Source organism: Anaerolineales bacterium (genome assembly GCA_015075725.1).
Taxonomy (GTDB): domain Bacteria; phylum Chloroflexota; class Anaerolineae; order Anaerolineales; family Villigracilaceae; genus Villigracilis.
On record JABTTV010000001.1, the window covers coordinates 1,612,725 to 1,637,151 of the forward strand.

Below are 24,427 nucleotides of genomic sequence, written 5' to 3' on the forward strand. Positions count from 1 at the left end.
GAAGAAGGCTCGACGGATTTACTGGAATTATGTGATAACTGCTGGCATGATGTCCGCATTTTAGGACAGGAATATTTGACATCACTAGATGAATGGGGGAAAATGTACTCTAATTCATTTGGCAGAAAGGGCTGAAAGATATGCAGTTGAGATTAACTTCTGAAATAGCAAGTAATTATTCAAGTGCTTCTCAACAAATCCGCGTTTTGACGGAAAGTTGGGTAGGTAAGTCAATTTTCTGCCCCAATTGCGGAAGCCCACTAAACCGCTTTGAAAATAATTCGCCTGTTGCCGATTTTTACTGCAAGAAATGTGCAGAAGAATATGAACTAAAGTCAAAGAATGGGGCGATGGGCAAGAAAATCGTGGATGGCGCATATTCCACGATGATAGAACGCTTGAAGTCGGATAACAATCCTAATTTTTTCTTTTTGACTTACGACAAGTCCACTTTTGAAATTAGAAATTTCCTGAGCATCCCGAAATACTTTTTTGTCCCTTCGATTATTGAAAAGAGAAAGGCGCTGAGTCCCACCGCGAGACGGGCGGGCTGGGTTGGTTGCAATATTGATGTAAGCAATATCCCTGAGTTGGGGAAGATATTCTTTGTCCAAAACGGTGTGGTCAAGAGCAAAGACGAAGTGCTCGAAAAGTGGAGCAAGACAGATTTTGTCAAAGCAACTCAGAACATTGAATCAAAAGGCTGGTTGTTGGATGTTTTGATGTGTGTTGAGAAAATCAAAAAGCAAGAGTTCTCGTTGGAAGATGTTTACACCTTTGAAGGAGTTTTGAAAGCCAAACATCCGTCGAATCACAATGTGAAGGCGAAAATCCGCCAGCAGTTGCAGTTTTTGCGGGATAGAGGCGTTTTGGATTTCGTGGGGCGAGGTCAATACAGGGTGAGGTTGAAAGGCAAGTAACAAGAAAACACTGGGATAAATATCCCAGTGTTTTTGATTCATGATGGCTCAAGGAGCGTCGTTTAGTGCGTTTTGAAGGCGATGAAGCTGATCGATGAGCTGGGATTGTTCCTGTTCGGTGAGCACTGCCATCCATGTTTTTTGATTTTGATGGACAAGCAAACGGAAATCATGCGCCACCTGACGACCAGAGTCGGTCAGTTCGATGAGCAGCATCCGCCGGTCGGTGGAATGAGGCGCTCGCCGCACATATCCGCGGCGTTCCAGTGAGTCGAGCAGACTCGTCATCGAAGCCCGGCTGATAATGAGTCGCTCCGCGATCTTGTTTGGTGGCTGCGGCTCACCAAGATCCGCCAGGATTCCCAGAACCAAACCCGATGAAGGGGTGAGGTCAAAGGGTTGAACTAAGTCCGCGATGCGCTTGACCAATAGGTCAGACGTGCGAACGAGATTCATTGCCGTCTCTGTGGCTTTTGAACTCGCGCCAGGGTATCGCTTCTTGAAATCGGGGGGTAGTTGAATGAAGTTTTGATTAGCCATCTAATAATTAGCCTCTTGACAAAAGTAGTTAGTATCCTTATAATAAGCATTATATCAGAAAAGGAGATAGACATGGCAACTACGATGGCAACAAATTATGTAGTACTGGCTGAAGGAGAGGGTTTACGGCTTCAATCAGGACCCGGTCGCGATCTGATCTTCAAGGTCACGGGCGAAGATACCAATGGTGCGTTCGATTATTTTATTGTCCAGGTCGCGCCGCATGGTGGTCCCCCTCTCCATGTGCATCACCTCCAGGAAGAGACCATCCACGTATTGAAGGGTCGTTACAAGGTCCAGATCGGCGATGAAACCTTCACTTGCGAGCCGGGCGGTTTTGCCTACCTGCCGTCGAAAGTGCCGCATGCCTTCCTGAACCTGACCGATGAGCCAGGAGAAATTATCGTCGTCTACACCCCGGGCGGCGGGCACAAGTTCTACGAGGAATTTGGTCCGATCAGCCGCAGCGGTCCGCCTGACCCAAAAGTGTTGGGACCCCTATTCGAAAAATATGGAATGACCTTGTTAGGCAAACCTCTGTCTGCCGATTAGGCTGGAAGAAGATAACGCGAGAACACTGGGATGAATGTCCCAGTGTTTTGATTCGTGTGGGTGAGGTCTGCAAGCGGACAACAATCCTAATTTTTCTTTTTGACTTACGACAAGTCCACTTTTGAGATTAGAAATTTCCTGACCATCCCGAAATACTTTTTTGTCCCTTCGATTATTGAGAAGCGAAATGCGCTGAGTCCCACCGCGAGACGGGCGGGCTGGGTTGGCTGCAATATTGATGTGAGCAATATCCCTGAGTTGGGGAAGATATTCTTTGTCCAAAACGGCGTGGTCAAAAGCAAAGATGAAGTGCTTGAAAAGTGGAGCAAGACCGATTTTGTCAAAGCAACTCAGAATATTGAATCAAAAGGCTGGTTGTTGGATGTGTTGATGTGTGTCGAGAAAATTAAGCGCGATGCGTTTTCGCTGGAGGATGTCTATGCTTTTGAAGGAGCGCTGAAAGCCAAACATCCGTCAAATAACAATGTGAGGGCGAAGATACGTCAGCAGTTGCAGTTTTTGCGGGATAAAGGGGTTTTGGATTTCGTGGGGCGAGGTCAATACAGGGTGAGGTTGAAGAGCGGTTGACCACGAAGTGTCACAAAGGGGCACGAAGGAAAAAACTTTGTGACACTTCGTGTCCCTTTGTGGTTGAAAAATGGGAAGGAACAGATATGAAAACGGGTAAAATAGAGACATGAAAGCAAAAGTCCCAGCCAAGATACGCAGACTCATGAAAGAGTTCAAGGAAGGGCTTGTCCGCATTTATGGGGATAAGCTCAAAGCTCTCTATTTGTACGGTTCCTACGCGCGCGGAGATTATCGCGAGGGCTCGGATGTGGATGTGATGATTTTGCTGAAAAATTACAGGAATTATTGGAAAGAGCAAAGCAAGATCAGCCAGTTGGCGAGCGACATCTCTTTGGAGTATGAAGTGACTGTAAGTTGTATCTTCGTCAAAGAAATCCAATGGGAAACCACCAGCAATGAAAGACCGCTCATTTATAACATCCGCAAAGAGGGTGTACCTGCATGAAAGATTACTCCAGCAAACTATTCAGTAAAGCATTGGACGCGATCGAAGCTGCCGAAGCCCTGCTGAACATCAACAAAGCAGAGTTTGCCGCAGGTCGTGCCTATTATGCGATGTTCTATGTTGCCGAGGCGTTGCTATATAACGAATTCGATTTGAAATTCAGCCAGCATGGTCAGGTCATTGCGGCATATGGAAAGAACTTCGCCAAGACGAATGTACTTGACCCAAAATTCCACCGCTGGATGCGTGACGGCTTCGACAAGAGAATTACAGGCGATTATGGCGTAGATACGGGCATTGAGGATGAGATCGTAGCCACGATGATAAATCAAGCAAGAGAGTTCATGTTGGCGGCGCAGAAGTATTTGAAAGAGAAGGAATGATAGACATAAAAGTCTATTATGACCGTGAAGGCAATACGCTTACGGTTTGGTTCGGCAATCCCGCCGATGAGTATATCGCTGAAGAAACAGGCGAAGAGATTGTGTTGATGAAAGACCGTGAGGGGAAGGTCATTGGGTTTGAGAAACTGAACTTCACAGGGAAAACGGGAGATGCAATAAAGGTTGCATTTGAAACGGTTGCTGTATAAAACAAAAATGTAGCAGAACACGAGAACACTGGGATGAATGTCCCAGTGTTCTATTTATTAAGCTGGACTTATCTTCGCAGCCTGTCCCTGTTTGGCAACGCCTAACCTCCCTATGAAAATAAAATCCCGTCTTCACGGGATTTTTGTGGGCGCTAAGGGACTCGAACCCCTGACCTTCTCGGTGTAAACGAGACGCTCTAACCAACTGAGCTAAGCGCCCAACAGGCGCATTATAGCATGTGATTTCAAAAACCCGGGGAATTAAATCCGCCTTCGATTTTCAATAACCAAAGGCGCAATTTGCGCCCGCGCTGGGTATAATGCTTTAATAAAACAGGAGAATTTCCATGAGCGACCCGAAACCTCTCAACTGGACGCCCACCCCAGGCATTGGCTATTCTGTCATCCGGCGCGGCGACGGGGGCATGACCCTGACCTTCACCGATCTCTCGGACGCGACGATTGCACACTGGCAAAACTTCGCGCTCGAACACCTACTCGGCGCGGATCGCCGCACACGAAACCTCTACGACCTGCGCGCTGTGGCCGACATTCCCGAGAAAGCCATCCGCATGGCAGTGGAAGCCAACAGCGATCCCTCGGCGCGGAACATCCGCGTGGCGGTGGTGGTGGCAGGCGAAGCCGTTGCGGACGCCATCCGCAAAGTGGCGGCGCTGGCAGAGACCGAATCTGCGGCGGCGATGAAGATATTCACCGACATCAACGAAGCTGAAGCCTGGCTGGCGCGCCCATTGGACCAGATCGCGTAAGCCTGTCATTGCGAGGGCGACAACCCGAAGCAATTTCCGAGTTTATGAAATCAAAAACGCTTCAAGTTGGGAGTTTTACATTCGATTGGGGTTCCCGCACCTATGTGATGGGAATCTTGAATGTGACTCCCGATTCCTTTTCAGGGGACGGCATCATCGCCAAAGGGGATGCCGTCAAGCTGGCAGTGGAGCAGGCGCGGGAATTTATTCTCTATGGCGCGGATATTCTCGATGTGGGCGGCGAATCGACGCGACCCGGCTCGGAGCCTGTCGATGCCGAGGAAGAAATGGAACGCGTGATTCCCGTCATTGAGGAATTGCGAAAGAATTTCCCGCAAGTTTTGATTTCAATTGATACTTATAAAGCCAAAGTAGCCGATGCAGCGATTCTGGCGGGTGCGAACATCATCAACGATGTGTGGGGCTTCCGCGCGGATTTTGAAATTGCGCCCGTGGCAGCGAAATATAAAGTGCCGGTGATCCTCATGCACAATCGCAGCAACCCCGCCAGTGTGGAAGTCCGCGAGAAATTGGGGGGGACGTATCTCGGCGCGGAATATGATGACCTGCTCGAAGATGTGAAACGGGAATTGCTCGCCAGCGCGGAGATCGCGGTCAAAGCCGGGGTGGAGGAAAGGCTCATTATCCTCGACCCAGGCATCGGCTTTGGAAAGACGCGGGAGCATAACCTCGAGCTGATCAACCGACTCGGAGAGATCCGCTCGCTGGGGTATCCCATCCTGCTGGGTACATCTCGAAAATCCTTTATCGGCTTCACGCTGGACCTGCCGCCTGACCAGCGCGTTGAAGGAACGGCTGCAACTGTGGCAGTTGGAATCACACGCGGCGCGGACCTGATCCGCGTGCATGATGTGAAAGAGATGGTGCGCGTGGCAAAGATGACGGACGCGATCGTGAGGGCGAGTTGAGCTCTGCAGATTACGCACGAGACCTTCTCCGTTCGGGAATCATAGACGCAAAGACGGGTGACAAGGATTCTGCCAGGCGGTATTTGGACCGAGCCATTTATATGGCGGGCACACACGACGTGCTTGCCGAAGCCTGGTTCTGGATGGGCGAAGTGATGGATGACCCGGTCGAAAAACGCATGGCTTACGAAAACTGCCTTTCGCATGATTTGCATCATACACGCGCGCGGCGTTCGTTGGCAGTTCTCGACGGCAGGATAAAGAGCGACGAGATCATCGATCCGGACAGACTCCCCTCCGCGCCGGAGGGATTGCGCGCAGTTCAGGCAGATCGATTCATGTGCCCCAAATGCGGCGGGCGCATGTCTTTCTCGCCGGATGGCGCGACCCTCATCTGTGATTATTGCTCGAGTAAAAACCAACCCGGCGCGGGCAGGGGAACGGAAAACGATAAAGATTTCATCGTAGCCATGGCGACCATGAAAGGGCACAGCAAACCGTTGCAGGAGCAGGTCTTTCACTGCAACGGTTGCGGAGCGGAGTTCATCCTGCCGCCAAAGCAGATATCCGCCAATTGTGCCTATTGCGATTCGCCCCACGTGGTCAGCCTGGAAAAAACGAAGGACTTGATCGCGCCGAATTCGATCCTGCCGTTTGCATTCGACCAGAAAAAAGCCGTGCGCCTTTTGATCGATTGGGTGGAAGGCAATCACATCAAACCGGAAAAGAAGGTCGACCTGCCGCGTGGTATTTATCTTCCCATGTGGACGTTCAACATCGGCGGTTCCATCGATTACACAGCCGAGGTTGTCGAATACAAGGAGAACGGTTTCAACAACGAAAGCGAACGCAGGGTGTTCCGGATCGACGATAAATTCCCCGTATTGGTGAACGACATCGCGCTTCCCGCCTCCCGGAAACTTTCTGCTGTCTTCATGAAACTGATTCCAGGTTTCGACCTTTCGGCGCTCAAGCCGTACGACCCGCGTTATCTGGTCGGTTGGCTCGCCGAGGTTTACGACATCCCAATGGCAGATGCCTCGCTCGATGCGCGCAGCATTGCCTTCAAAGACCGGAGGGAACGATTGCCATATTTGCTGAATAACATCAACCTCGTCCGCGCCTCATCGGCGGGGATGCTGGTCGAGTCGTTCAAACTCGCACTCCTGCCCGTGTGGATGACCGAACTTCCCTTCGAAGGGCGTGAGCATATCATTCTCATCAACGGTCAAAGCGGCGCGGTCAAAAGCGACCTGCCCGAAAAAGATGAAGAGCACGGCGGCTTGTTCGATTTCCTGGCAGATTTGTTGAATGATTAACCTGCAGGGGCGACTCACAAGTCGCCCCTACTTTAATAGCCGAAACTCAATCCCATTCTTCTCCAAAACCACCCTCAACATCTTCGCATTCTCTGCCGCACGCGGATGATCGCCATGCAGGCAGAGTGTATCCATTCGCCCGGTTTTCACCAACTCAATGGCATGTCTCGCCACTTCCTCCGGCGACTCAATGATCGCACCCGGAAGAAGGCGGGACATTAACGACCCGTCAGCATTGTAGCCTCTATCGGGGAAACCCTCCGCCGCAACTCTCAGCCCCATCTCCCGCCCCGCCTCCATCGACCTTGAGCCTGCCAGCCCAACCAAAATTAAATCTACACTGTGGGCTTTTACCGCCCGCGCAATCGCGCTTGCCAATTCAACATCCTTTGCAGACTGGTTGTACAACGCCCCATGCGGTTTGACATGGGTCAACGTCACGCCTTCCTCTTTTGCAATCGCCGCCAGAATTTGAATTTGCTCAAAGACCAGCTTCTCTGCTTCAGCAGGGGAAACGTCCATTTCTTTGCGCCCAAAATTTTCTCTATCATTCCAACTTGGATGCGCGCCTGCATTCACGCCAAAGCGTTTTGCGAGCCGAAGAGTCTCGCGCATGGTGTGTTCATCACCCGCATGGAATCCGCAGGCGATGTTGGCTGAGGTGATATACGGCATGATGGCTTCGTCGCTGCCGATGCCTTCGCCGAGGTCACAGTTGAGATCGATTTTCATGACATCTCCAATCAGACCTCCGAGGTTTTTACGTGTCCCCGTATGGGGGAAACCTCGGAGGTCTTTCGTAATGTGTCCTGTGCTTCTTTCACCGTGGTCTCTCGAAAGCGGATTTTGCTCACGCCCGCTTCACATTGCGCCAACAGAGGCAGACTTGCGCGAGTCACATTGGCGATCTTGGGATAGCCGCCTGCGGTGGGAGCATCTGCCATCATGACGATGGGCTGACCATCGGCTGGGATTTGGATGCTGCCCATGGTCATGCCTTCGGAGATGAGTTCTTGGGTGGTGGCTTTTTCAATGGGTGAACCCTGTAAACGATAGCCCATGCGGTCAAAAGAGGGGCTGAGGGTGTATTCACTTTCGTAAAATGCCCGAATGCCTTCGGGAGTGAACCAGTCCGTTTGGGGGGCGGGGATGACATCAAGGATCGGGGTTTGGCTGTAGGGTATGAGTGGCGTATGGCCGCGGGCGGCGAGTTTGAGTAAGTCGGTGGTGGGAGCGAAGGATTGCAAAATATCTCCAACTTTGAGCGCCGAGCCAATTCCGCCACGCAGATATGTGGAACGGGAATTCATGATGATGGGTGAATCGAATCCGCCAGCGATGGTGATATACGCCCAGTTGCCGCCGCCCGTCTTCTTCACGCGCACCGTCCACCCAGCGCGGACGTAGAAACTTGTCCAAAGCGGGAAAGTCCAGATGTAGTTTTCCACTTCGTAGCCTGCGCCGGTGACGGAGAGAACTGTATTTCGTAATGCGTGAAACGTAATTTCGCCGAGTCCGAGTTCGATGGTTGCTGAGTTTTGTGGATTGTTGAGTAGAGAATTTGCGGCTTGATAGGCGTACCAGTCCATTACACCGGAAGTGGGTACGCCGAATTTATTGAATCCGCGCCTGCCGGAGTCTTGGAGGGTGGCGAGACCTGTAATTTCAACGATTGCAAGCATGGGTGGTGAGTAGAAAGTGGAAAGTAGTTAGTTGGTGGGGATGAATTTTACGGTGTCGCCGGGGGAAAATAAAAATGGATTGTCGCTGGTTGGGTCAAAGAGTTTGAGCGGAGTGTGCCCGAGAATGTGCCAGCCGCCGGGCGAGTCGACGGGGTAGATTCCAGTTTGGGAACCGGCGATGGCGACAGAGCCAGCGGGCACGCGAGTGCGCGGAGTGGACATGCGGGGCAAGGTCAGTTTTTCGTTGAGGATGCCGAGGTAGGGAAAACCGGGCGTGAATCCCATCATGTAAACGGTGTATTCGCGCTCGCTGTGCAGGCGAATCAACTCAGAGGGAGATAAGGCTAGAGTTGTGGCAAAAGGTTCGAGGTCAGGTCCCGAAGCGCCGCCATAGAGGACGGGAATCTCTAAGTGGCGAGAAGGTCTGTGAGTCGAATCATCCAGCAGGGAGATTTTTTCCTCGATCAGGTTTTTGATCTGGTTGTAGGTTGTGGCAAGCGGGTTGTAGTGGACGAGGACGGTGCAGTAGGCGGGGACGGTTTCGGTGATTGCGGGGATGGTTTGCAGAATCGTATCGAGGGCGTGGACGCGTGCGTTGAGTGCGGGGTCGATGGTGTCGCCGAGTTGGATGAGGATTGCGGAGTCGCCGAGCGGCTTGAGCATGTCAGCGGGTGAAAATGGAGATGGACTCGATGTGATAGGTCTGCGGGAAGAGGTCGAAGGGTGTGGCGTGTTGCAGGGTGTAGCCGCCTTTGAGAAGTCGCGCCGCGTCACGCGCAAGGGTGGATGGGTCGCAGGAGACGTAGGCGATGACTTGCGGGTTGATTTGGAGAATCGCGTCGAGGGCGTGCTTGTCGAGCCCGGCGCGGGGTGGGTCAACAATCATGTGGGTGGGTTGGGTGAGTTGCCGTGCGAGAGCGGGCAAAATTTCTTCGGCGGCGCCTTCGTAGAGTTCAACGTTGTCGAACTCGTCGAGGTTGATGGCGAAGTCTTCGCAAGCGGATGGCGACGATTCGATGCCGATGACTTTGGCGTATTTGTCGGCGAAGAATTTGCTGAATAAGCCGACGCCGCAGTAGAGGTCAATGAGGGTGCATTGGGAATCGGGAATCGGGAGTTGGGCTTGAAGGTGTTGCCCCATTTTTTCTGCCATCGGGGTGTTGACTTGGAAGAAGGATGGTGCGGAGACGTGGAAGTCTTTGCCAAGGACTTTGATGGTGAGTGCGTTGCTTCCGGCGATGACGACGGGGTGGTCTTCATAAATGTGGACGATGGAGATGTCGGCTTCGATCTCGAGTTCGGGAGTCTCTGCGGTTTCGGATTCGAGGATGAGCATGAGGTCATCGTCTGCGCCGCAGCGGAGAGAGACGCGCTCGAGGTTCATGCGCGATTCAAATTGCAGGTCATTGCGGAAAGCGTCAATGCTTGCTTCGGGCAGGTGACATTCTTCGATGGGTAAAGTTGCATTGCCTCTGGCATTGATGAAGCCAATTTTTCCATCATCGGTGAGATGGAATTGGACGTGGTTGCGATAATTCCACTGATTCGGCGATGCGACAGTGGCTTGCACAGGCGGATTTTCAATTTTGCCGATGCGCTGGAGTTGGTCACGCAGAATGTCCGCTTTGGCGAGCAGTTGTTTTTCGTAGGGTAGGTGCTGGTAGTGACATCCGCCGCATTGGGTGAAGTGCTTGCATTTGGCGGTGATGCGGTCTGGAGAGGGTTTAAGAATCTCGAGGATATCGCCTCGTGCGAAGTTTTGTTTTTCTTGCGTCAGTTGAATGCGGACAGTTTCGCCGGGTAAGCCAAAGGGAACGAAGACGGCGCGACCATCTGGGAGGCGTCCCATCGCTTCGCCGCCGTAGGTGAGTTTTTCAAGGGTGATGTCGTGTTGTGTCATTTTTTACCACGAAGTGTCACAAAGGAGCACAAAGGGAGAGCAAAGTGATTATACGTCAATAAAAAAGAGGAAAGACCGTTTAATGATCTTTCCTCTTTTTTCTTTCTTCCCTACTCCCCACTTTCTACTTTCTATTCTTATTTCAAAATGAATGAAAGCGCCACCAGGATCGCAATGAAGACCCCGGCGAGGATGCCAATGCGGGTGAGATCCTTCTTGACCATGCTGTAATCGGGGTTGAACTCGAACTTCTGGGGAGGCTGGTTGGATACCGCAACAGTCGGGACGGGTCGTTTGTTTTTCTTAGCCATTTTATCTCTCCTAATTTTGTAATCGCGCAAAGACCACAATGCGCTGATCGTTGACAAGATATGGGTAACATGAAATGAGCGTTACCGTAGGCGAGGCGGTCGGCGCCATCACTTCCACGGCGGTCGGCTCGACGAGTACGGTGCGGTCGACAACGTAGGTAAATTGCCGCTGTTGGGTGTAGATGATGACCTGATCGCCGGGGACGAGTCTATCCAAATAGCGGAAGAGTTCGCCGTATACATCATTATGTGCCGAAAGCACGAGGTTGCCATCGCGCCCCGGCGCGGATGAGCCGACATATTGCCCAACACCCTTCTTCAATTGCTCCCAACCATCGCCCTGCACAACCGGCGCATCCACATTGATGGCGGGGATCTGAATCCGCACAGCCTGGTCTGGCGCGGCGGTTGGCACAGGAATATTCGCCAACGACTGCACCATCGGGAGCAAATGCTCGGGGATCTCCGCTTCATTCGGCCGCGTGTTTCCCTGCGCGTCGGGCGGCGTGTGACCGGATGGAAGCACAACAGCCATTACAAGCGGAGTCGGCACGGCGGTTTCGGGGTTGAGCGCCTGGACGACTTCGGTGTTGAGCGTTTGAAGCAGCCCGACTCCATTGATGATGACCGCGGCGAGTCCAATCACCGCAAGGACTTCGACTCCGAGCAGGATTCTATCGAGCAATTTCCGCTTCGGGTTGACGGGACCCGGCTCAGGCGCAGGGACGGCTGATTCGGCCGTATCGATCTCAGGCGTGGAAGGAAGCGGGTTCGCATCCGCAAGATCGGGCGCAAGTGAAACGACCCGTCCTGTGCGGCGGAAATGTTCCAGCCGATCCTTGCGCGCACCCCGCCGTTTTTCGACGAGCAATCGCCGCAGTTCTTCAACGGATAATTCTTCGGGTGCTTTCCTGCGTGCCATGGCGGGGCGATTATACCGCAAGGAGAATAGCGGAATGTAAGGGGCGTGGGGCATGTCTTGTCTAATCCATGCCGGGTGTGAGATCGGTTTTTCTTTGTGATACAATATAGAACATTCGTTCTTATCAGCAGGTCGAAAGGTATTCCATGAAAAATCAACTATACGATGAAGCGAATATTCGTCTCAAGCAGGCGCAGGTCAACCTGACGCAATGGCTCGAGACCGCTCCTGAAGAAAAGCGGAAGTCGTGTCTGGGTCCCGAGGACCCCGCCTGTGTGGAAGAGCATTTGCATGTGATCGACAGCACTCTGGAAAGCATCCAGGAAGGCACGTTCGGGGTTTGCAAGATCTGCCATGAAGCCATCGAGACCCAGTTACTCCAAATGGATTACACCTCTGCCGTCTGCCTCGGTCACTTTACAGAAGAGGAACTCCGCCAGTTGGAGAGCGAACTTCAGATGTCGCAGGTCATCCAACGGGGTCTGCTGCCGAAGAGAATCCCGGACATTTCCGGGTTGAACATTTCCGCGTTCAGCCGACCGGCGCAGATCGTCGGCGGCGATTATTTCGACTTCGTCGATTTCAAGGACGGCACGCATGGGATCGCGATCGCTGATGTGAGCGGGCACGGCGTTTCCGCTGGGATGTTCATGAGCAGCCTGCAAACGGCGTTCCATACGCTGATCCCCGAATCCGATTCGCCCCTGACGGCGCTCGAACGCATCAACCGCCTCTACATCCACAACATCAACTTCACGACCTTTGTCACAGTCTTTCTCGGAAAATTCGATCCCAAGTCTCAAATCCTGACCTATGCAAACGCGGGTCACAGTTCGGCGTATCTTTACCGCAGTAAAACTCAAGAGGAAATCTGGCTGAAGCCGACCGGTCCCGCCATCGGTTTGGTGGAGCGATTCTCTGTTCACAAAGAAGAGATAAAGTTACAGCCGGGCGATGTCTTCATTTTATACACGGATGGAATCACCGAAGCGGCAAGCCCGGACGGCATGTTGTGGGGCGAAGAACAATTGGCGAATATCATCCGTCAAAACGCAGAGGCCTCGGCGGAGCAGATGATCCAAGCTGTCTTGAAAGAGTTGGGTGTGTACACCCAGGGCGCTTCTCAGGCAGATGATGTGACGCTCCTGATCGCCAAAGTGAGTTAGACAGGCTCGTCATTCTGAGGAGCGAAGCGACGAAGAATCTCATTTAAAGTGAAATTATCATGTAGGTTCGAGATTCTTCGCTCCCTACAGGCCGCTCACCTGTGCCTGCGGCACTGGCGCAGGCACAGGTGACATAATCTGCGCGAGAAATTTCCGGCGGCGGATACCTGTGAAGGCAGCGGGCGATCCGCCACAGGTTTTACAAAAAGATGCACTTTGTGAGTGCGCTGGGTATAATTCGGGGGCATTTTCACGGCGGCTTGCACCATGTCACTCATCAGCACATCCAATCTCACCAAATCCTACGGCGCGACCGATATCTTCACCAATCTGACCCTTTCGATCGCAAAGGGGTCGCGTTTGGGCATTGTCGGTCCGAACGGTGTCGGGAAAACGACGCTGCTGCGAATCCTTGCGGGCGAAGACGAAGCCTCGACGGGAACAGTAACCCGCTCACGTGGAGTCCGAAGCGGATACCTTCCGCAAGAGGCGGATTTCAAAATGGAAGGCACACTTTGGGAGGCGTGTCATTCCGTTTTCGGGGATTTGATCAAGGGACAAAATGAACTGCACCGCCTTGAAGAATTGATGGCAACGAATTCGGATGTGATCGAACAATACGGCAAGCTGCAGGAGGATTTCGAACGGCGCGGCGGATACACGTTCGAGACTCGCATCAAGCAGGTGTTGACCGGGCTGGGATTCGACGCCTCGGACTACGACCTGTCTTTGGATCATCTCTCAGGCGGACAGCGCACCCGCGCTTTTCTCGCCCGCCTCCTGCTCTCGGACCCGGACGTGCTCCTGCTCGACGAGCCGACCAATCATCTCGACATCCGCGCCGTGGAATGGCTCGAAGGATATTTGAACCAGTGGGAAGGCGCGGCGGTGATTGTTTCGCATGACCGTTATTTTTTGGACAAGGTCAGCAATGTGATCCTGGAAATGCTGCCCGGCGCATATGAGACGTATCATGGAAATTACACCGCCTATTTGAAACAGCGCGAAGAACGGATTGCCCGCAGGCAGGAAGTGTTCGAAGGCGAGAAGGAAAAACTTCTCAAGGAAGTCGAGTACATCAAGAAGAATATATCGGGGCAGAACACACTGCAGGCAAAAGGGAAACTGAAGCGGCTCTCGCGTATCGTGCAGGCGGTGGAACAGATCGGCTTCGAAGCGGCGCTGAATCAAAAATGGAGCGAGACCGCGGAAGAAGTAACAGTGACAACTTCGTATTTCGGCGTGGAAGAAGCCGAGAGGCGGGTGCGGGCGTTGAGATCCCCTGTGCGGACCCTGCCGCATTTACACCTGCGACTTGGTTCCGAAAAACGTTCCGGCGATCTGGTGATTCGCACGAAAGATCTGCAAGTCGGCTTTCCGGATAAATTCTTATTCAAGTCACCTGATATCGAATTGCGCCGCCAGGACTGTGCCGCGTTGATCGGACCGAACGGGGCGGGCAAATCCACGTTCTTGAAGACGATATTGGGTCAATTGGAGCCGTTGTCGGGCGAAGTGATCCTTGGCGCGAGTCTGCACATCGGTTACTTCGCGCAGGCGCATGAAGGACTCGACCCCGAGAAAACGCTTTTGCAGGAGATCGACTCGGTCATGCCGAACTGGCTGCCGGGTCAGATCCGCGATTATCTCGGCAAGTATCTTTTCAGCGGCGATGACGTGTATAAGAAAATCTCCATGCTCTCCGGCGGCGAGCGCGGACGCCTGGCATTGGCAAAACTTGCCTTGCAGGACACGAACCTCCTGCTATTGGACGAACCGACGAATCATCTTGATATTCCATCGCAGGAGGTTTTGGAATCGGTGCTGGAGGATTACACCGGCACGATCCTGCTCATCTCGCACGACCGTTATCTCGTCGATGCTCTGGCGACCCAGGTCTGGGAGATCGACCCGGACGAAAGGGAATTGACCGCCTTCAAAGGTACGTATTCGCAACTGCGAGCCGAGCGTGAGCAGAGGGAGTACGAGGCGTTTATGAAGGCGAATCGGTCGAAAGTTGAAGGTCAAAAGTTGAAAGTCGAAAGTCGAAAATCAAAAGCTGATGCGAAGGAAGAAAGAAGAAGGGTCGCGCAGTTGCAGGAATTGGAGAACAGAATCGCTGAGTTGGAGTCCACCCTTGCAAATTTGGGTGCGCAGTTGGAAAGTCCCATGGTCAAGCCGGATGAGGTGGCGAAGATCGGCAGGGAATACGAGCGTGTCCAGAAGGATATGGACGCAAAACTCGCGGAATGGGAACGGATGCAAAATTGATATTACACAACCAGCATGAGTGCTCCCGCCGCAGTCCTCGGCGGCGGGGACGCCGCCTTGAGCAAGATAAAATTGTAATTTTTGCAGGAAGTCATTTGATTAAATTTAAAAGGAGTCTGGGATGAGCAGTGAAAATGCATGTCCAAAATGCAATACCGTCATGGAAAAAGGGACTTTGCAATTATCTGGTAAATTTGGAGAGTCCCCATTTACATGGGAAGATGCCGGCGAAAACCGAATCAAACTGGTTGCCTATCATTGTCCCAAATGCGGTCATATTGAACTGAATGCGCCACCGAAGAAGGTCCAATGAAGACGCCCTACATCGACCTCAGCCACACCGTCCACGACGGACTGGTCACCTACAAGGGACTGCCCGCCGCCATCGTCTGCGACTTCCTCAGCCGCGAGGAGTCGCGTTCGCGGTACGCGCCGGGCACGGAGTTCCAGATCGGCAAGATCGAAATGGTGACGAACACCGGTACGTACGTGGATTGCCCCTTTCACCGTTACGCGGACGGCAGGGATCTATCCGAAGTGGAGTTGGAGCGGTTCGTGGATATCGAAGGCATCGTCATCCGCGCGGATCATCGCAAGGGGCTGGCGGTCACAGCCGAGGCGTTCAGAGGGAAGGATGTGCGCGGGCGGGCGGTCCTCGTCCACACAGGCTGGGCGGAGCATTGGGCGACGGATGCGTATTTCGAGAATCATCCTTTTCTGACGGAAGACGCGGCGGTTTATCTGCGCGATCAAGGAGCGAAGCTTGTGGGAATCGATTCGCATAACATCGACAACACGAGCGGAAATACCAGGCCCGTCCACTCGACGCTTTTGCGTGAGGAAATTCTCATTGCCGAGCATTTGTGTAACCTGGAAAATGTTCCAGATGAAGGTTTTACGTTTACAGCCGTCCCGCCAAAGTTCAAAGGCGCGGGGACGTTTCCCGTCCGCGCGTTCGCGAAGTTGAAATAGACGATAACTTCCAACGTTCATCTCGTTGGAAGTTTTTTTTATCCATCGGGTAGCAATCCTTCCTTCGGCGTGCTATAGTGATGTTGCCAAGGCGATTCACCCTGGCAGGAGGAAAATATGTCCTGGCAAAGTCAATTGCGCGGCGACCCGGTTCCATGGCTGTTGGAAGAGGACGATCCGGGAACCCGGTACCTGGCGCTTCGGGATGTGGTCGGGCTATCGGACCAAGACTCAGAATTGAGGTCCGCGCGGAGGCGGGCACATCGTGAAGGTCCGATCGCGGCGGTTTTGTCCCACATGCGGGAGGAGGGATATTGGGTCAAGGCGGGTCCGGGGTATGGTCCGAAGTACAAGGGGACGGTTTGGGCGATCGTCCTGCTCGCGCAACTGGGGGCAAAGGCTGCGAAAGATAAACGGATCGAAAGGGCATGCAGGTATTTGATCGACCACGCCCTGGCGGAGGGCGGTCAATTCACTGCGATGAGTTCCGGCGCTCCCTCCGGGACGGTGGATTGCCTGCAAGGGAATTTGTGCTGGTCGCTGATGGAGCTGGGGTATGACCATCCGCGTTTGGGATCCGCTTACGAGTGGATGGCGCGCACAACGACTGGCGAGGGTATTGCGCCAATGAAAGATAAAGACGCTCCCATCCGTTATTATGCGGGCAAGTGCGGACCGGGCTTCGCCTGCGGCGCGAATAACAAACTCCCATGTGCGTGGGGCGGTTGCAAGGTGATGATGGCTTTCGGGAATCTCCCGGCAAAGGAAAGGACGCCTCTCGTCAAACGAGCCATCCAACAGGGCACGGACTTCTTTTTTACGGTCGATCCGGCCACAGCGAATTACCCGAACGGCTGGGCGGCAAAGCCGAGCGGAAATTGGTGGAAGTTCGGCTTCCCCGTTTTCTACATCACCGATATTTTGCAGATCGCCGAAGCGCTGACCGGTCTTGGATTGGCAAAAGATAAACGACTATCCAACACGATGAAACTCATCCGCGACAAACAGGATGAACAGGGACGCTGGCTGCTCGAATACGATTACACCGGCAAGACCTGGCTGAAATTCGGCAAGCCGAAAACTCCCAACAAATGGGTTACTCTGCGGGCCTTGCGCGTGATGAAGAAAGCCGTTTGAAAGGAGAACAGGAGATGAATCGGAAATTGTTATTCATCCTATCGGTCATCCTGGGTGCGGGGTTGGCGGTTGCCGCATGTGGCGGTCCCGTACCTGCAACGCCCGCAGCCGGAACCTTTGAACCTGCCGAGAGTCTGCCGCCAGTGGAGGAGACTACTGCGCCCACAAGGGATGATGAAGGGATTCCCTTGGGCGTGAAAATTGTGGGGGGAGTCGCCGTCCTCCTGATAATATGGTCCTGGCTGGGTAGCGGCGGGAATGTTCAATGGCAGAGCCAGGCAAGCGACAAAAAGCCGCCTTCCACCTGCCGGGAGGGGACGTATTATGTCCACCGGGAGAAGGTGACCATCAAAGCCGGGCTTTGGAAGCTGACCGCGCTCAACATCGCGATCGATCCCTCCTCGCAGAAACCGGCGGCTTATACCGCTCCAGCCACGTTCGTCAACCGGGTAAATCAATCCGCCCGGACCAGGAGATTGGCAGGCAAACCCGGCGAGATAAAAAAGCAGGCGGCGGCGATTGGAAAAGACCTGGCGCCGCTGGTGCTGTCCTGGCAGAAAGCGGCAAATACCGGAAAGAAGGACTTTTCCCTTGAGGCTCACTTTGAAGGAGGGGAGGCTTCAGCCAGGTTCATCAGATATCGTTGTGTCGGGACGCCCGGCGGGTGGCGAAAGGAGAGCGAATGGACGGCCACGCTCAAAGCGGCGGACAGCCAGCAGAAGACCTTCCGGGGACCGAGATCCGGTGAAACCAAAAAGGAATACAAAACTTTCCTGGAGGACAATCTAAGCGGGTACGTTCTGGGTGTGGTCGAGGAGACAGCCAGGATCCTTTGAAAATCGAATATATAAAAACTTCCGATGGACAGACATCGGAAGTTTTTTTAGGGTTAGTACTCGACAGCTCTCTTGAGCTTCTTTGCGTTCCTGACCCAGGCTTTGACGTTGCTCAAACCGGGCATCTGGTTGACCTTGTTGAGTTTCAGATTTGCCCTGGTCATCGCTTCGAGCAGGGCTTCGGGTTTGCGGTTGGCGAGTTCCACTGCCGTATCCACCCCGGCGGCTTCCAGTAGATCCGAGTATTGCGTGCCAACGCCCTTCACGCGGAACAGATCCGCCCGGTTGACCCATTCGAGAATGGTTTTGGCGTCGAAGCCGGTGGCTTGGGCGAGTTCCTGGCGTCCCTTGCGGGTGGCGCCTTTTTTCAAGAGTCCGTTCGTGCCGCGGACGCCCGCCTTTTGAAGTTTCGCAGCGCGGACGGGACCGATCCCCTCGATTTGAACAAGTGTGGGCATTTTTATCTCCTTTATGGATACAGTATAGCGATTTGCTTATTAATATCAATATCATTCACAAAAATAATTACCTTCCTCATCTTCCAAACATTACTTCAAGCACGGAGGGAAGACCATTTCGCCGGACGGAGCCGTTGACGGGCGGCGGGGAAACGACGCAAATGCATGAATCCCATCGGCTATAATCGGGCCATCGGAAACCGATCCATGGACCTGCCCCTCAACAAAATCCTGCAAGGCGACTGTGTCGAGAGCCTCGATGCGCTTCCCGAAAAGTCCATTGACCTGGTCTTTGCCGACCCCCCCTATAACCTGCAATTACAGAACGACCTGCACCGCCCGAACATGACCAAAGTGGACGCGGTGGTTGATCACTGGGATCGATTCGATTCGTTCGAAGCCTACGACAAATTCACCCGCGCCTGGCTGACCGCCTGCAAGCGCGTCCTGAAACCGACCGGTTCGATCTGGGTCATCGGCTCGTATCACAATATCTTCCGCGTCGGGACGATCATGCAGGACCTGGGATTTTGGATCCTGAACGACGTGATCTGGGTGAAGACCAACCCGATGCCCAACTTTCGCGGGGTGAGATTCACCAACGCGCATGAGACCTTGATCTGGGCAAGCACAGGCAGGGGCGCAAAGTACACCTTCAACCATCACGCCATGAAGGGACTCAACGACGAGAAGCAGATGCGCTCGGACTGGTGGCTCGTCCCCCTGGCAAGGGGATCGGAACGGGTGAAAGATAACAACGGTAACAAGGCTCATTCCACGCAAAAACCGGAATCGCTTATCTATCGCGTCATCCTTTCTTCGACGGAACCCGGCGGCGTGGTTCTCGATCCCTTCTTTGGGAGCGGCACGACGGGGGCGATGGCGAAACTCCTGCATCGCAACTGGATCGGCTTGGAGCGCGAGGAAAAATACATAAAGGCGGCGCAGAAGCGGATCGACGCCGTCAGACCCGAAGCGTTCGATCCCCAAACCTTCGATGTCAAAGGCAGGAAGAAATCCGCGCCGAGAGTTGGGTTTGGGACTCTGCTCGAGAACGGACTGGTGAAAGCGGGGCAAAAACTTTTCTTCGCAAAAGATAAAAAACGGACCGCGATCATCAAGCCCGATGCCCGCCTGCGCACCGCGGACGGTTTCACCGGCAGCATCCACAAGGCGGGGAGTCATTACATGAAAAACGCTCCCTGCAACGGCTGGGAGCATTGGTATCTCGTGATACGGGGCAGGCTGGTCAGTTTGGATGAGTTGCGGGAGAAGTACAGGGTGAAGATGGGGCTGTATGAATGAAGTTGATATTAGCCTTACTTCGCAAGCAGCAAATTATCGCCAAGTTTCGTGAGTTGTGAGATGAAGGTTTCCATTGGCGGCGCATTAATCCAACGGATCGCCTCCCAATCCTCTTTTCGCACGGAACACAGGACGCGTGCCAGATCGGCGGGAAAAATACCCGCTGCTTTTCCCTGAGCGCCGGTTATCGCCTCTTGAAGCGACAAGCTTTTCTGACAGCAAAATCCCCATACATCTGCCAGGTCCTTCGGTTCTTCGCGCCCCAGAAGCGCCGTTACCTTGTTGGCAAGAATATTTTCCGCACTATCCAACCGCCCCAAGACTGGATGATTTGTGACATTCCCTGTCCTTGCCGGGACATCGTTGATCATTTCGATCTTTAGCATGACATCCCCTTGTACAAGGTTCAACCGCGCGAACCGCTCTTCTTTCGTGAGGACTTCGCAATGCCATTCCCGGCTCAGTGCCTGAATAACGCGTTCCGTCCAAAGCCCGAAACGCTCATCATCATTGACAAAGTAATCGAGATCATCGGAGAAGCGGTGCTGAAGGTAGCCGCGGGAAGCCGCGGTTCCGCCGGTTAGATAAAACCCCGTATCCGCCTGGTTGATGACCTTGATAATGCGGTCTTGAAATGGATATAAAGCATCGAAGTAAAACGAAGATGGGTTAGCCATGCAGCAGCTCGGGGTGTTTCTCAGGAATCCATTTGACGACAAAATCAAAGCCGCGCACCCGGCTTTGCGAGCGGATGCGCCCGCGCCAGCGTGACCAGTTCTCAACCAGCCTGCGAAAACCGATCAACCGAATGATTTCTTCGTAAGAGGCGTATTCGAGCAAACGACAAGCCGCCCAATCCTGATTCAACCGTCCTTTGCTTTCGTGCCCTTCCAGGATGGCTAGAAATTGGGTTTGGTCGATGTCATAATCCCAAACGTAGGGAAGTTTGTGTGCTGCTTGCATGCTTTGATTATACCCACTACGCGCCTTTCCACACGAAGGCGACGCGATTCCCATCGATGACGGGGTATCCGTTCGCGAGGGCATGGGAATCATAGGGAGATTGGAATATGAATAAGAACATCTATGCCTTGATGTGCGTGATCAAATATTCCAAATAGCGCGATTTGACCTGCTGGCTTGCCAAGAACTGCTTGATGGGCGGGAGGTGCAGGATGACCCCGAACACCGCTGCAAGTGCGCGGTGGTTCCACAAGACACGGTTGTCGAATATCAGATTCTGCAGGTCGCCGCGTTCGATCGCCATCATGACCGTGCGGTGGACCGAGTTGAGCGGCGTGATGACCCGTTCCGCCCGCGGGTGAAGCGAGAGCCCCTCATGCGAACAGGTCCGCACACAGACGCCGCATCCGAGGCATAGGTCTTCATCCACCTTGGCTTTTTTCATTTTGGGGTGATGCGCTTCGTTGCTGGAGACCAGTGTCATGGCCTCCACCGGGCAGGCAGTGACGCATTTCCCGCAGCCATTGCATTTGGCTTGGTCCACGCCCGGCAAAAAGTTCGAGGTATGCACCGGGTTGAGGATGCCGAATTTACGGGCGGCGATCATCGCTTCACAGCAGCAGCCGCAGCAGTTACAGATGAAGTTCACGCGTTCGCGGACGTTCTCGCCGAACTGCACCAGGTTGCGTTCGTACGCCTGCTGGAGCAGGTCCATGCCTTCACTCACATCCACGAGCCGGGCATATCCGTGACGCGTGAGCGATTGCGCCGTGCCGTTGAAGGTCATGCAGATATCCATCGGCGCATCGCAATTCCGACCGACGTGCATCATCTTGTGGCGGCAGTAGCAGACGCCGATGCCGCGATGGGACGCGGTGTGAATGACTTCGGTGGCGCGTTCATAATCCAGGACGTGCAGGGCATTCTCTTCTGAAAGCACCGGCTCATGCACGAAGACCCGCCCCAATTGGGTCTCACCCTGCACGAAGAGATTGCGGATGAATTCCTCCTCCACGTTCAAATATTGGTAAAAGAGTTCGCCGAGCACCTTCTGGTCGACATCCCCCCGCAGGCGCATCATCGAGAATTCAAAGAAGCCCGCCATGGGCGGCGGCAGGGTGTAGGTGGTTTTCCCCTCCCATTCCACATCCACCAGGATCGCGCGGCTGGCAAGTTCATCGAGCACCTTGCGGGTCTCGGTCAGACCCATGCCCCAGACCCGGCTGGCTTTCTCGGCGGTGAAGGGCTTGATCGGCAGGAGCGCCACCAGCCCGGCTTCCCGCTCGCTGAACAGGATGCTCAAAATTTTGTACAATGTTTCCGATGGCGGCGCGCCCTGAGGAAAACGGTTCAAGCGCTCGACCAGCTCCGTGTACCCGGACTTCAAGGTGATATGTGACATGTCCGCATCTCCTTTGTGCCTACTATACGGAGATTCTCACCCTGATTCATCTGTCATTTGTCACGGAAGAAGGGCATGGAATTTTGCGGCGTGGCGGGTTGGAGGAGGGAGTGGGTGGGTATGGGAGATTGCAATCATTAATCAGATTGAGCAAAAGACGGTAAAATATTTTGTCGCTTATTGTGAGGAGCAAAATATGAACGTCGAAGAAATTAAGCAGGCTGTTTCGGAGCTATCACCAGAAGAATTGGCTCGATTCCGCAAGTGGTTCGAGGAATTTGAGAAAAAACGCGCAAAAGAGCTCCTAGTCGAAGAACAACTTACAAGATTAAGAGGCTCTTTGAAAGGTAGAGGCGTGATGAAGGCGTTTCTGGAGGAGAAGAAGCGGGAGAGGGATTTGTAAAAAACTTAAATAACCGCGATGCCAATTTCCAATAAATATTCAAAGGTGGGGTCATAAAAATCTTTTCTGCGGGTGTTATCTTCTAAGTCACCTGCCGGAACTACTATAACCATGCCTTGCCGTGCACGGGTTAAGAGGACACGATAAGCATTCTTTAAATAGATTTGTCGCTCGGCTTTTCTTATCTTGTTCCATCTGTCACCGACAAAAGAATAATTTTCCCAACCGTGTCTTGAATAACGGAAATCTGCATCCCAAGTCACACAAGTCCAATCCAACTCGAGTCCCTGTACCTGAAATTCTGTGACTACATCTTCAAGGTAATAAGAGGAGCGAACATCCTCTTTCCCATCAAGAAACCAATGGATTGGGTCGACTGGGGATTTCACATCAATTGCATGCGGTTTTAACCGTTCTGCTTGTGAGGAGACCACAATCCCATAACGCTCCGAACCACGAGCTTGTGCCTTTAGCCATTGTTTTGCTTTTGCAAGATCGCGTGTAATAACAATTGGATATTTTTCCTTTACTTTTTCTAAAGTCTTGCGTGCTTCGTTTGGTTGCAAATCCAAGATTTGTTTGACTAGAAGTGAAATGTTTTCAGCGCGGAAAGATCGCATTGAAGTTGAAAGGTGTAGCTCGTCTTTATAAAAGACATTTTGTCGAGGTTTGATCTTGTCCAAAACTTTTCCGGCACTGTATTCGCTATCGGTCAGTTTTGGCGATATGTAAATATGCCACCTTGGAAAGGAACGTTCCAAAGCTTCAATCCATTCGCCGATACCTGCTTCTCCGGTATTAATTTCTTGCCCACCCCCTACAAGGCAAACCACAACTGCCCAATCAGGATGACGGTCAAGGCATGAAATTAAGAATTCTGGTTCTGACGCATGGAAGTTTGAATACCCACGTTTTCGCTGCATGAAATTGGCTGTCTGTTTCAAATCCCAAGCTCTTTGAGCCTCGTCGAATAGTGCAACATGTTCAATTGGTGGTTTTTGCAGGTCAATCAAGCCCTCATCACGAAAGTTATGAACGTTTTGAATAAACATCTTAACTTCGCTCATCACTTCCCCTTTTTTCACTTTAAATCCACGCTCTTTTTCTCTTTGAACTTTATTTCGCGTTAATGCTTCTCGTAAAATCTCTACAAGAGGACCGTTACCTGAAAGAAAAACGCTATAAAGATCGTTGTCTTTATCAAAATGCTTGGTTGCGATATTTAAGCCGACTAAGGTCTTACCTGCACCAGGCACACCAGTCACAAAACATATAGATTTTGCAGATTTTTCTTTGGAAATTCGAATTATTTCCGAAATCGCATCAGATGTTTTGCTGAGGTTTATTTCATCTGCACTGCTTCGGGAGATATCTTCTACAGAATGTCCGCTGTATAAGGCTGTGGCCGCTTCAATAATGGTTGGAGTAGGCTGGTATCTTCCCTTTTCCCAATGTGTTAAATTAATTCTGTCACCATCTAGAAACCCCAAAACATCTTTTAGTACTTGGGAAAGTAATTCTTTACCACATTTTATAGGGACAAGAAGTCTATCATTATGAGCGGTAGTTGCAATGACAACTGCATTTACATCTGCATTGGTAGCTACTAAAACTGGCGCAATGTGACAATCATGGCTTGTCTCATGGAAATTCTTTAAATCAAGAGCGTAATCCCAAACTTGATCAATTGCGTAAGCAGGAAAATCTTTTTCCCCGACTTTAAATTCGAGAACAAAAATTACGTGGTCTATTATAAGAACTACGTCAATTCTTTTCCCCATTCTTGGAATAGAGTATTCAAAGTAAACTGAGCCTTCATGAGGCTCTAAAACCTTCTTAAGAATTCGAATTTCTTCTAACCAAGCATCACGCTGAGTTTGCTCTAAAGAGAATTCGTTGCCTTGTGCAAGTTTGCCAAGGATTTCAACGTCGGATCTTTTTCGAAAATCAGAAATTTTGTCGGAATAATATGATCTTCTCATTTATCCCTCTCATTGAGAGAATATTTTCGAGTGAGATAAGGATACAGCGAAACTAGACG

At 52.4% G+C, this 24,427-nt stretch carries 29 protein-coding genes and 1 tRNA gene; 17 read left to right on the top strand and 13 right to left on the bottom strand.

Going from position 1 to position 24,427, the window contains the following annotated elements; all coding sequences use genetic code 11:
• Positions 1 to 140: 140 nt before the first annotated feature.
• The gene (locus tag HS100_07800) at positions 141 to 920 is read left to right on the top strand and encodes a restriction endonuclease (GenBank protein MBE7433806.1); all 780 of its coding nucleotides are present in this window, start codon (positions 141 to 143) and stop codon (positions 918 to 920) included.
• Positions 921 to 968: 48 nt separating this feature from the next.
• On the opposite strand, the gene HS100_07805 is transcribed toward HS100_07800, so the two are convergent.
• Positions 969 to 1,460, bottom strand: coding sequence for a MarR family transcriptional regulator (locus tag HS100_07805; protein ID MBE7433807.1), 492 nt, complete (start codon positions 1,458 to 1,460; stop codon positions 969 to 971).
• A 72-nt stretch (positions 1,461 to 1,532) separates the two neighbouring features.
• On the opposite strand from HS100_07805, the gene HS100_07810 reads away from it, so the two are divergent.
• The 5 genes from HS100_07810 to HS100_07830 all read left to right on the top strand — a co-directional run bounded on the left by HS100_07810 (position 1,533) and on the right by HS100_07830 (position 3,640).
• Positions 1,533 to 2,012 (top strand): cupin domain-containing protein, encoded by a 480-nt coding sequence (locus tag HS100_07810; GenBank protein MBE7433808.1) that lies wholly within the window; start codon positions 1,533 to 1,535, stop codon positions 2,010 to 2,012.
• A gap of 99 nt (positions 2,013 to 2,111) precedes the next feature.
• Entirely contained in the window at positions 2,112 to 2,600 is a 489-nt protein-coding gene (locus HS100_07815) for a hypothetical protein (protein MBE7433809.1), read from the top strand.
• 109 nt (positions 2,601 to 2,709) lie between these two features.
• Positions 2,710 to 3,048, top strand: a complete 339-nt coding sequence (locus tag HS100_07820; GenBank protein ID MBE7433810.1) for a nucleotidyltransferase domain-containing protein — start codon at positions 2,710 to 2,712, stop codon at positions 3,046 to 3,048.
• Entirely contained in the window at positions 3,045 to 3,431 is a 387-nt protein-coding gene (locus HS100_07825) for a HEPN domain-containing protein (protein MBE7433811.1), read from the top strand. The genes HS100_07820 and HS100_07825 overlap by 4 nt, the downstream gene beginning before the upstream one ends.
• Entirely contained in the window at positions 3,428 to 3,640 is a 213-nt protein-coding gene (locus HS100_07830; protein MBE7433812.1) for a DUF2283 domain-containing protein, read from the top strand. Before HS100_07825 ends, HS100_07830 begins: the two co-directional genes overlap by 4 nt.
• 146 nt (positions 3,641 to 3,786) lie before the next feature.
• On the opposite strand, the gene HS100_07835 is transcribed toward HS100_07830, so the two are convergent.
• Positions 3,787 to 3,860, bottom strand: a tRNA-Val gene (locus HS100_07835).
• Between the two features lie 127 nt (positions 3,861 to 3,987).
• On the opposite strand from HS100_07835, the gene HS100_07840 reads away from it, so the two are divergent.
• The 3 genes from HS100_07840 to HS100_07850 all read left to right on the top strand — a co-directional run bounded on the left by HS100_07840 (position 3,988) and on the right by HS100_07850 (position 6,658).
• Positions 3,988 to 4,410 carry a hypothetical protein gene (locus HS100_07840; protein MBE7433813.1) on the top strand — a complete coding sequence of 141 codons (423 nt, stop codon included), beginning with the start codon at positions 3,988 to 3,990 and terminating at the stop codon, positions 4,408 to 4,410.
• A gap of 44 nt (positions 4,411 to 4,454) precedes the next feature.
• Entirely contained in the window at positions 4,455 to 5,339 is an 885-nt protein-coding gene (gene folP / locus HS100_07845; protein MBE7433814.1) for a dihydropteroate synthase, read from the top strand.
• Between the two features lie 83 nt (positions 5,340 to 5,422).
• Complete coding sequence (locus tag HS100_07850; protein ID MBE7433815.1) at positions 5,423 to 6,658, top strand: hypothetical protein; 1,236 nt, start codon at positions 5,423 to 5,425, stop codon at positions 6,656 to 6,658.
• A 27-nt stretch (positions 6,659 to 6,685) separates the two neighbouring features.
• On the opposite strand, the gene HS100_07855 is transcribed toward HS100_07850, so the two are convergent.
• The 6 genes from HS100_07855 to HS100_07880 all read right to left on the bottom strand — a co-directional run bounded on the left by HS100_07855 (position 6,686) and on the right by HS100_07880 (position 11,473).
• Positions 6,686 to 7,390, bottom strand: a complete 705-nt coding sequence (locus tag HS100_07855; protein MBE7433816.1) for a LamB/YcsF family protein — start codon at positions 7,388 to 7,390, stop codon at positions 6,686 to 6,688.
• 11 nt (positions 7,391 to 7,401) lie between these two features.
• Positions 7,402 to 8,340: a biotin-dependent carboxyltransferase family protein gene (locus HS100_07860; protein MBE7433817.1), complete on the bottom strand. Its 939-nt coding sequence runs from the start codon at positions 8,338 to 8,340 to the stop codon at positions 7,402 to 7,404.
• Between the two features lie 27 nt (positions 8,341 to 8,367).
• Entirely contained in the window at positions 8,368 to 9,003 is a 636-nt protein-coding gene (pxpB, locus tag HS100_07865; GenBank protein ID MBE7433818.1) for a 5-oxoprolinase subunit PxpB, read from the bottom strand.
• A 1-nt stretch (position 9,004) separates the two neighbouring features.
• Positions 9,005 to 10,240 carry a class I SAM-dependent RNA methyltransferase gene (locus tag HS100_07870; GenBank protein ID MBE7433819.1) on the bottom strand — a complete coding sequence of 412 codons (1,236 nt, stop codon included), beginning with the start codon at positions 10,238 to 10,240 and terminating at the stop codon, positions 9,005 to 9,007.
• Between the two features lie 137 nt (positions 10,241 to 10,377).
• Positions 10,378 to 10,551 carry a hypothetical protein gene (locus HS100_07875; protein MBE7433820.1) on the bottom strand — a complete coding sequence of 58 codons (174 nt, stop codon included), beginning with the start codon at positions 10,549 to 10,551 and terminating at the stop codon, positions 10,378 to 10,380.
• Between the two features lie 10 nt (positions 10,552 to 10,561).
• Positions 10,562 to 11,473, bottom strand: coding sequence for a class D sortase (locus HS100_07880; GenBank protein MBE7433821.1), 912 nt, complete (start codon positions 11,471 to 11,473; stop codon positions 10,562 to 10,564).
• Positions 11,474 to 11,619: 146 nt separating this feature from the next.
• Here HS100_07880 and HS100_07885 point away from each other — a divergent pair, with 146 nt between their 5' ends.
• The 6 genes from HS100_07885 to HS100_07910 all read left to right on the top strand — a co-directional run bounded on the left by HS100_07885 (position 11,620) and on the right by HS100_07910 (position 17,855).
• Positions 11,620 to 12,639, top strand: a complete 1,020-nt coding sequence (locus tag HS100_07885; protein ID MBE7433822.1) for a SpoIIE family protein phosphatase — start codon at positions 11,620 to 11,622, stop codon at positions 12,637 to 12,639.
• A 267-nt stretch (positions 12,640 to 12,906) separates the two neighbouring features.
• Complete coding sequence (locus HS100_07890; protein MBE7433823.1) at positions 12,907 to 14,910, top strand: ABC-F family ATP-binding cassette domain-containing protein; 2,004 nt, start codon at positions 12,907 to 12,909, stop codon at positions 14,908 to 14,910.
• 121 nt (positions 14,911 to 15,031) lie between these two features.
• Positions 15,032 to 15,223, top strand: coding sequence for a hypothetical protein (locus HS100_07895; GenBank protein MBE7433824.1), 192 nt, complete (start codon positions 15,032 to 15,034; stop codon positions 15,221 to 15,223).
• On the top strand, positions 15,220 to 15,882 hold the full coding sequence (locus HS100_07900; GenBank protein ID MBE7433825.1) for a cyclase family protein: 663 nt from the start codon (positions 15,220 to 15,222) through the stop codon (positions 15,880 to 15,882). The genes HS100_07895 and HS100_07900 overlap by 4 nt, the downstream gene beginning before the upstream one ends.
• Before the next feature lie 117 nt (positions 15,883 to 15,999).
• On the top strand, positions 16,000 to 17,019 hold the full coding sequence (locus tag HS100_07905) for a nitrogen fixation protein NifH (protein MBE7433826.1): 1,020 nt from the start codon (positions 16,000 to 16,002) through the stop codon (positions 17,017 to 17,019).
• A 14-nt stretch (positions 17,020 to 17,033) separates the two neighbouring features.
• A complete protein-coding gene (locus HS100_07910) occupies positions 17,034 to 17,855 on the top strand; it encodes a hypothetical protein (protein MBE7433827.1) in 822 nt (273 codons plus the stop codon).
• 53 nt (positions 17,856 to 17,908) lie between these two features.
• Here HS100_07910 and HS100_07915 read toward each other — a convergent pair whose 3' ends face one another.
• The gene (locus HS100_07915; protein MBE7433828.1) at positions 17,909 to 18,313 is read right to left on the bottom strand and encodes a DUF4332 domain-containing protein; all 405 of its coding nucleotides are present in this window, start codon (positions 18,311 to 18,313) and stop codon (positions 17,909 to 17,911) included.
• A 207-nt stretch (positions 18,314 to 18,520) separates the two neighbouring features.
• Between HS100_07915 and HS100_07920 the strand changes: the two genes are divergently transcribed.
• On the top strand, positions 18,521 to 19,618 hold the full coding sequence (locus HS100_07920; GenBank protein MBE7433829.1) for a site-specific DNA-methyltransferase: 1,098 nt from the start codon (positions 18,521 to 18,523) through the stop codon (positions 19,616 to 19,618).
• A 14-nt stretch (positions 19,619 to 19,632) separates the two neighbouring features.
• Here the strand turns inward: HS100_07920 and HS100_07925 are convergent, their stop codons facing one another.
• The 3 genes from HS100_07925 to HS100_07935 all read right to left on the bottom strand — a co-directional run bounded on the left by HS100_07925 (position 19,633) and on the right by HS100_07935 (position 21,983).
• Positions 19,633 to 20,295 (bottom strand): nucleotidyl transferase AbiEii/AbiGii toxin family protein, encoded by a 663-nt coding sequence (locus HS100_07925; GenBank protein MBE7433830.1) that lies wholly within the window; start codon positions 20,293 to 20,295, stop codon positions 19,633 to 19,635.
• Positions 20,288 to 20,581 carry a hypothetical protein gene (locus HS100_07930; protein ID MBE7433831.1) on the bottom strand — a complete coding sequence of 98 codons (294 nt, stop codon included), beginning with the start codon at positions 20,579 to 20,581 and terminating at the stop codon, positions 20,288 to 20,290. The genes HS100_07925 and HS100_07930 overlap by 8 nt, the downstream gene beginning before the upstream one ends.
• Positions 20,582 to 20,702: 121 nt before the next feature.
• The gene (locus tag HS100_07935) at positions 20,703 to 21,983 is read right to left on the bottom strand and encodes a 4Fe-4S dicluster domain-containing protein (protein ID MBE7433832.1); all 1,281 of its coding nucleotides are present in this window, start codon (positions 21,981 to 21,983) and stop codon (positions 20,703 to 20,705) included.
• 196 nt (positions 21,984 to 22,179) lie between these two features.
• Here HS100_07935 and HS100_07940 point away from each other — a divergent pair, with 196 nt between their 5' ends.
• Positions 22,180 to 22,386 carry a hypothetical protein gene (locus HS100_07940; protein MBE7433833.1) on the top strand — a complete coding sequence of 69 codons (207 nt, stop codon included), beginning with the start codon at positions 22,180 to 22,182 and terminating at the stop codon, positions 22,384 to 22,386.
• A 5-nt stretch (positions 22,387 to 22,391) separates the two neighbouring features.
• Here the strand turns inward: HS100_07940 and HS100_07945 are convergent, their stop codons facing one another.
• Positions 22,392 to 24,368 carry a DUF2075 domain-containing protein gene (locus HS100_07945; protein ID MBE7433834.1) on the bottom strand — a complete coding sequence of 659 codons (1,977 nt, stop codon included), beginning with the start codon at positions 24,366 to 24,368 and terminating at the stop codon, positions 22,392 to 22,394.
• Positions 24,369 to 24,427: the final 59 nt, after the last annotated feature.

What these genes read in the sequence shown, in the direction of transcription:
- HS100_07800 (MBE7433806.1), top strand. Translation starts at nt 141, where the DNA reads ATGCAGTTGAGATTAACTTCTGAAATAGCAAGTAATTATTCAAGTGCT.
- HS100_07805 (MBE7433807.1), bottom strand. Translation starts at nt 1,460, where the DNA reads ATGGCTAATCAAAACTTCATTCAACTACCCCCCGATTTCAAGAAGCGA.
- HS100_07810 (MBE7433808.1), top strand. Translation starts at nt 1,533, where the DNA reads ATGGCAACTACGATGGCAACAAATTATGTAGTACTGGCTGAAGGAGAG.
- HS100_07820 (MBE7433810.1), top strand. Translation starts at nt 2,710, where the DNA reads ATGAAAGCAAAAGTCCCAGCCAAGATACGCAGACTCATGAAAGAGTTC.
- HS100_07825 (MBE7433811.1), top strand. Translation starts at nt 3,045, where the DNA reads ATGAAAGATTACTCCAGCAAACTATTCAGTAAAGCATTGGACGCGATC.
- HS100_07830 (MBE7433812.1), top strand. Translation starts at nt 3,428, where the DNA reads ATGATAGACATAAAAGTCTATTATGACCGTGAAGGCAATACGCTTACG.
- HS100_07840 (MBE7433813.1), top strand. Translation starts at nt 3,988, where the DNA reads ATGAGCGACCCGAAACCTCTCAACTGGACGCCCACCCCAGGCATTGGC.
- folP (MBE7433814.1), top strand. Translation starts at nt 4,455, where the DNA reads ATGAAATCAAAAACGCTTCAAGTTGGGAGTTTTACATTCGATTGGGGT.
- HS100_07855 (MBE7433816.1), bottom strand. Translation starts at nt 7,390, where the DNA reads ATGAAAATCGATCTCAACTGTGACCTCGGCGAAGGCATCGGCAGCGAC.
- HS100_07860 (MBE7433817.1), bottom strand. Translation starts at nt 8,340, where the DNA reads ATGCTTGCAATCGTTGAAATTACAGGTCTCGCCACCCTCCAAGACTCC.
- pxpB (MBE7433818.1), bottom strand. Translation starts at nt 9,003, where the DNA reads ATGCTCAAGCCGCTCGGCGACTCCGCAATCCTCATCCAACTCGGCGAC.
- HS100_07870 (MBE7433819.1), bottom strand. Translation starts at nt 10,240, where the DNA reads ATGACACAACACGACATCACCCTTGAAAAACTCACCTACGGCGGCGAA.
- HS100_07875 (MBE7433820.1), bottom strand. Translation starts at nt 10,551, where the DNA reads ATGGCTAAGAAAAACAAACGACCCGTCCCGACTGTTGCGGTATCCAAC.
- HS100_07880 (MBE7433821.1), bottom strand. Translation starts at nt 11,473, where the DNA reads ATGGCACGCAGGAAAGCACCCGAAGAATTATCCGTTGAAGAACTGCGG.
- HS100_07885 (MBE7433822.1), top strand. Translation starts at nt 11,620, where the DNA reads ATGAAAAATCAACTATACGATGAAGCGAATATTCGTCTCAAGCAGGCG.
- HS100_07890 (MBE7433823.1), top strand. Translation starts at nt 12,907, where the DNA reads ATGTCACTCATCAGCACATCCAATCTCACCAAATCCTACGGCGCGACC.
- HS100_07895 (MBE7433824.1), top strand. Translation starts at nt 15,032, where the DNA reads ATGAGCAGTGAAAATGCATGTCCAAAATGCAATACCGTCATGGAAAAA.
- HS100_07900 (MBE7433825.1), top strand. Translation starts at nt 15,220, where the DNA reads ATGAAGACGCCCTACATCGACCTCAGCCACACCGTCCACGACGGACTG.
- HS100_07905 (MBE7433826.1), top strand. Translation starts at nt 16,000, where the DNA reads ATGTCCTGGCAAAGTCAATTGCGCGGCGACCCGGTTCCATGGCTGTTG.
- HS100_07910 (MBE7433827.1), top strand. Translation starts at nt 17,034, where the DNA reads ATGAATCGGAAATTGTTATTCATCCTATCGGTCATCCTGGGTGCGGGG.
- HS100_07915 (MBE7433828.1), bottom strand. Translation starts at nt 18,313, where the DNA reads ATGCCCACACTTGTTCAAATCGAGGGGATCGGTCCCGTCCGCGCTGCG.
- HS100_07920 (MBE7433829.1), top strand. Translation starts at nt 18,521, where the DNA reads ATGGACCTGCCCCTCAACAAAATCCTGCAAGGCGACTGTGTCGAGAGC.
- HS100_07925 (MBE7433830.1), bottom strand. Translation starts at nt 20,295, where the DNA reads ATGGCTAACCCATCTTCGTTTTACTTCGATGCTTTATATCCATTTCAA.
- HS100_07930 (MBE7433831.1), bottom strand. Translation starts at nt 20,581, where the DNA reads ATGCAAGCAGCACACAAACTTCCCTACGTTTGGGATTATGACATCGAC.
- HS100_07935 (MBE7433832.1), bottom strand. Translation starts at nt 21,983, where the DNA reads ATGTCACATATCACCTTGAAGTCCGGGTACACGGAGCTGGTCGAGCGC.
- HS100_07940 (MBE7433833.1), top strand. Translation starts at nt 22,180, where the DNA reads ATGAACGTCGAAGAAATTAAGCAGGCTGTTTCGGAGCTATCACCAGAA.
- HS100_07945 (MBE7433834.1), bottom strand. Translation starts at nt 24,368, where the DNA reads ATGAGAAGATCATATTATTCCGACAAAATTTCTGATTTTCGAAAAAGA.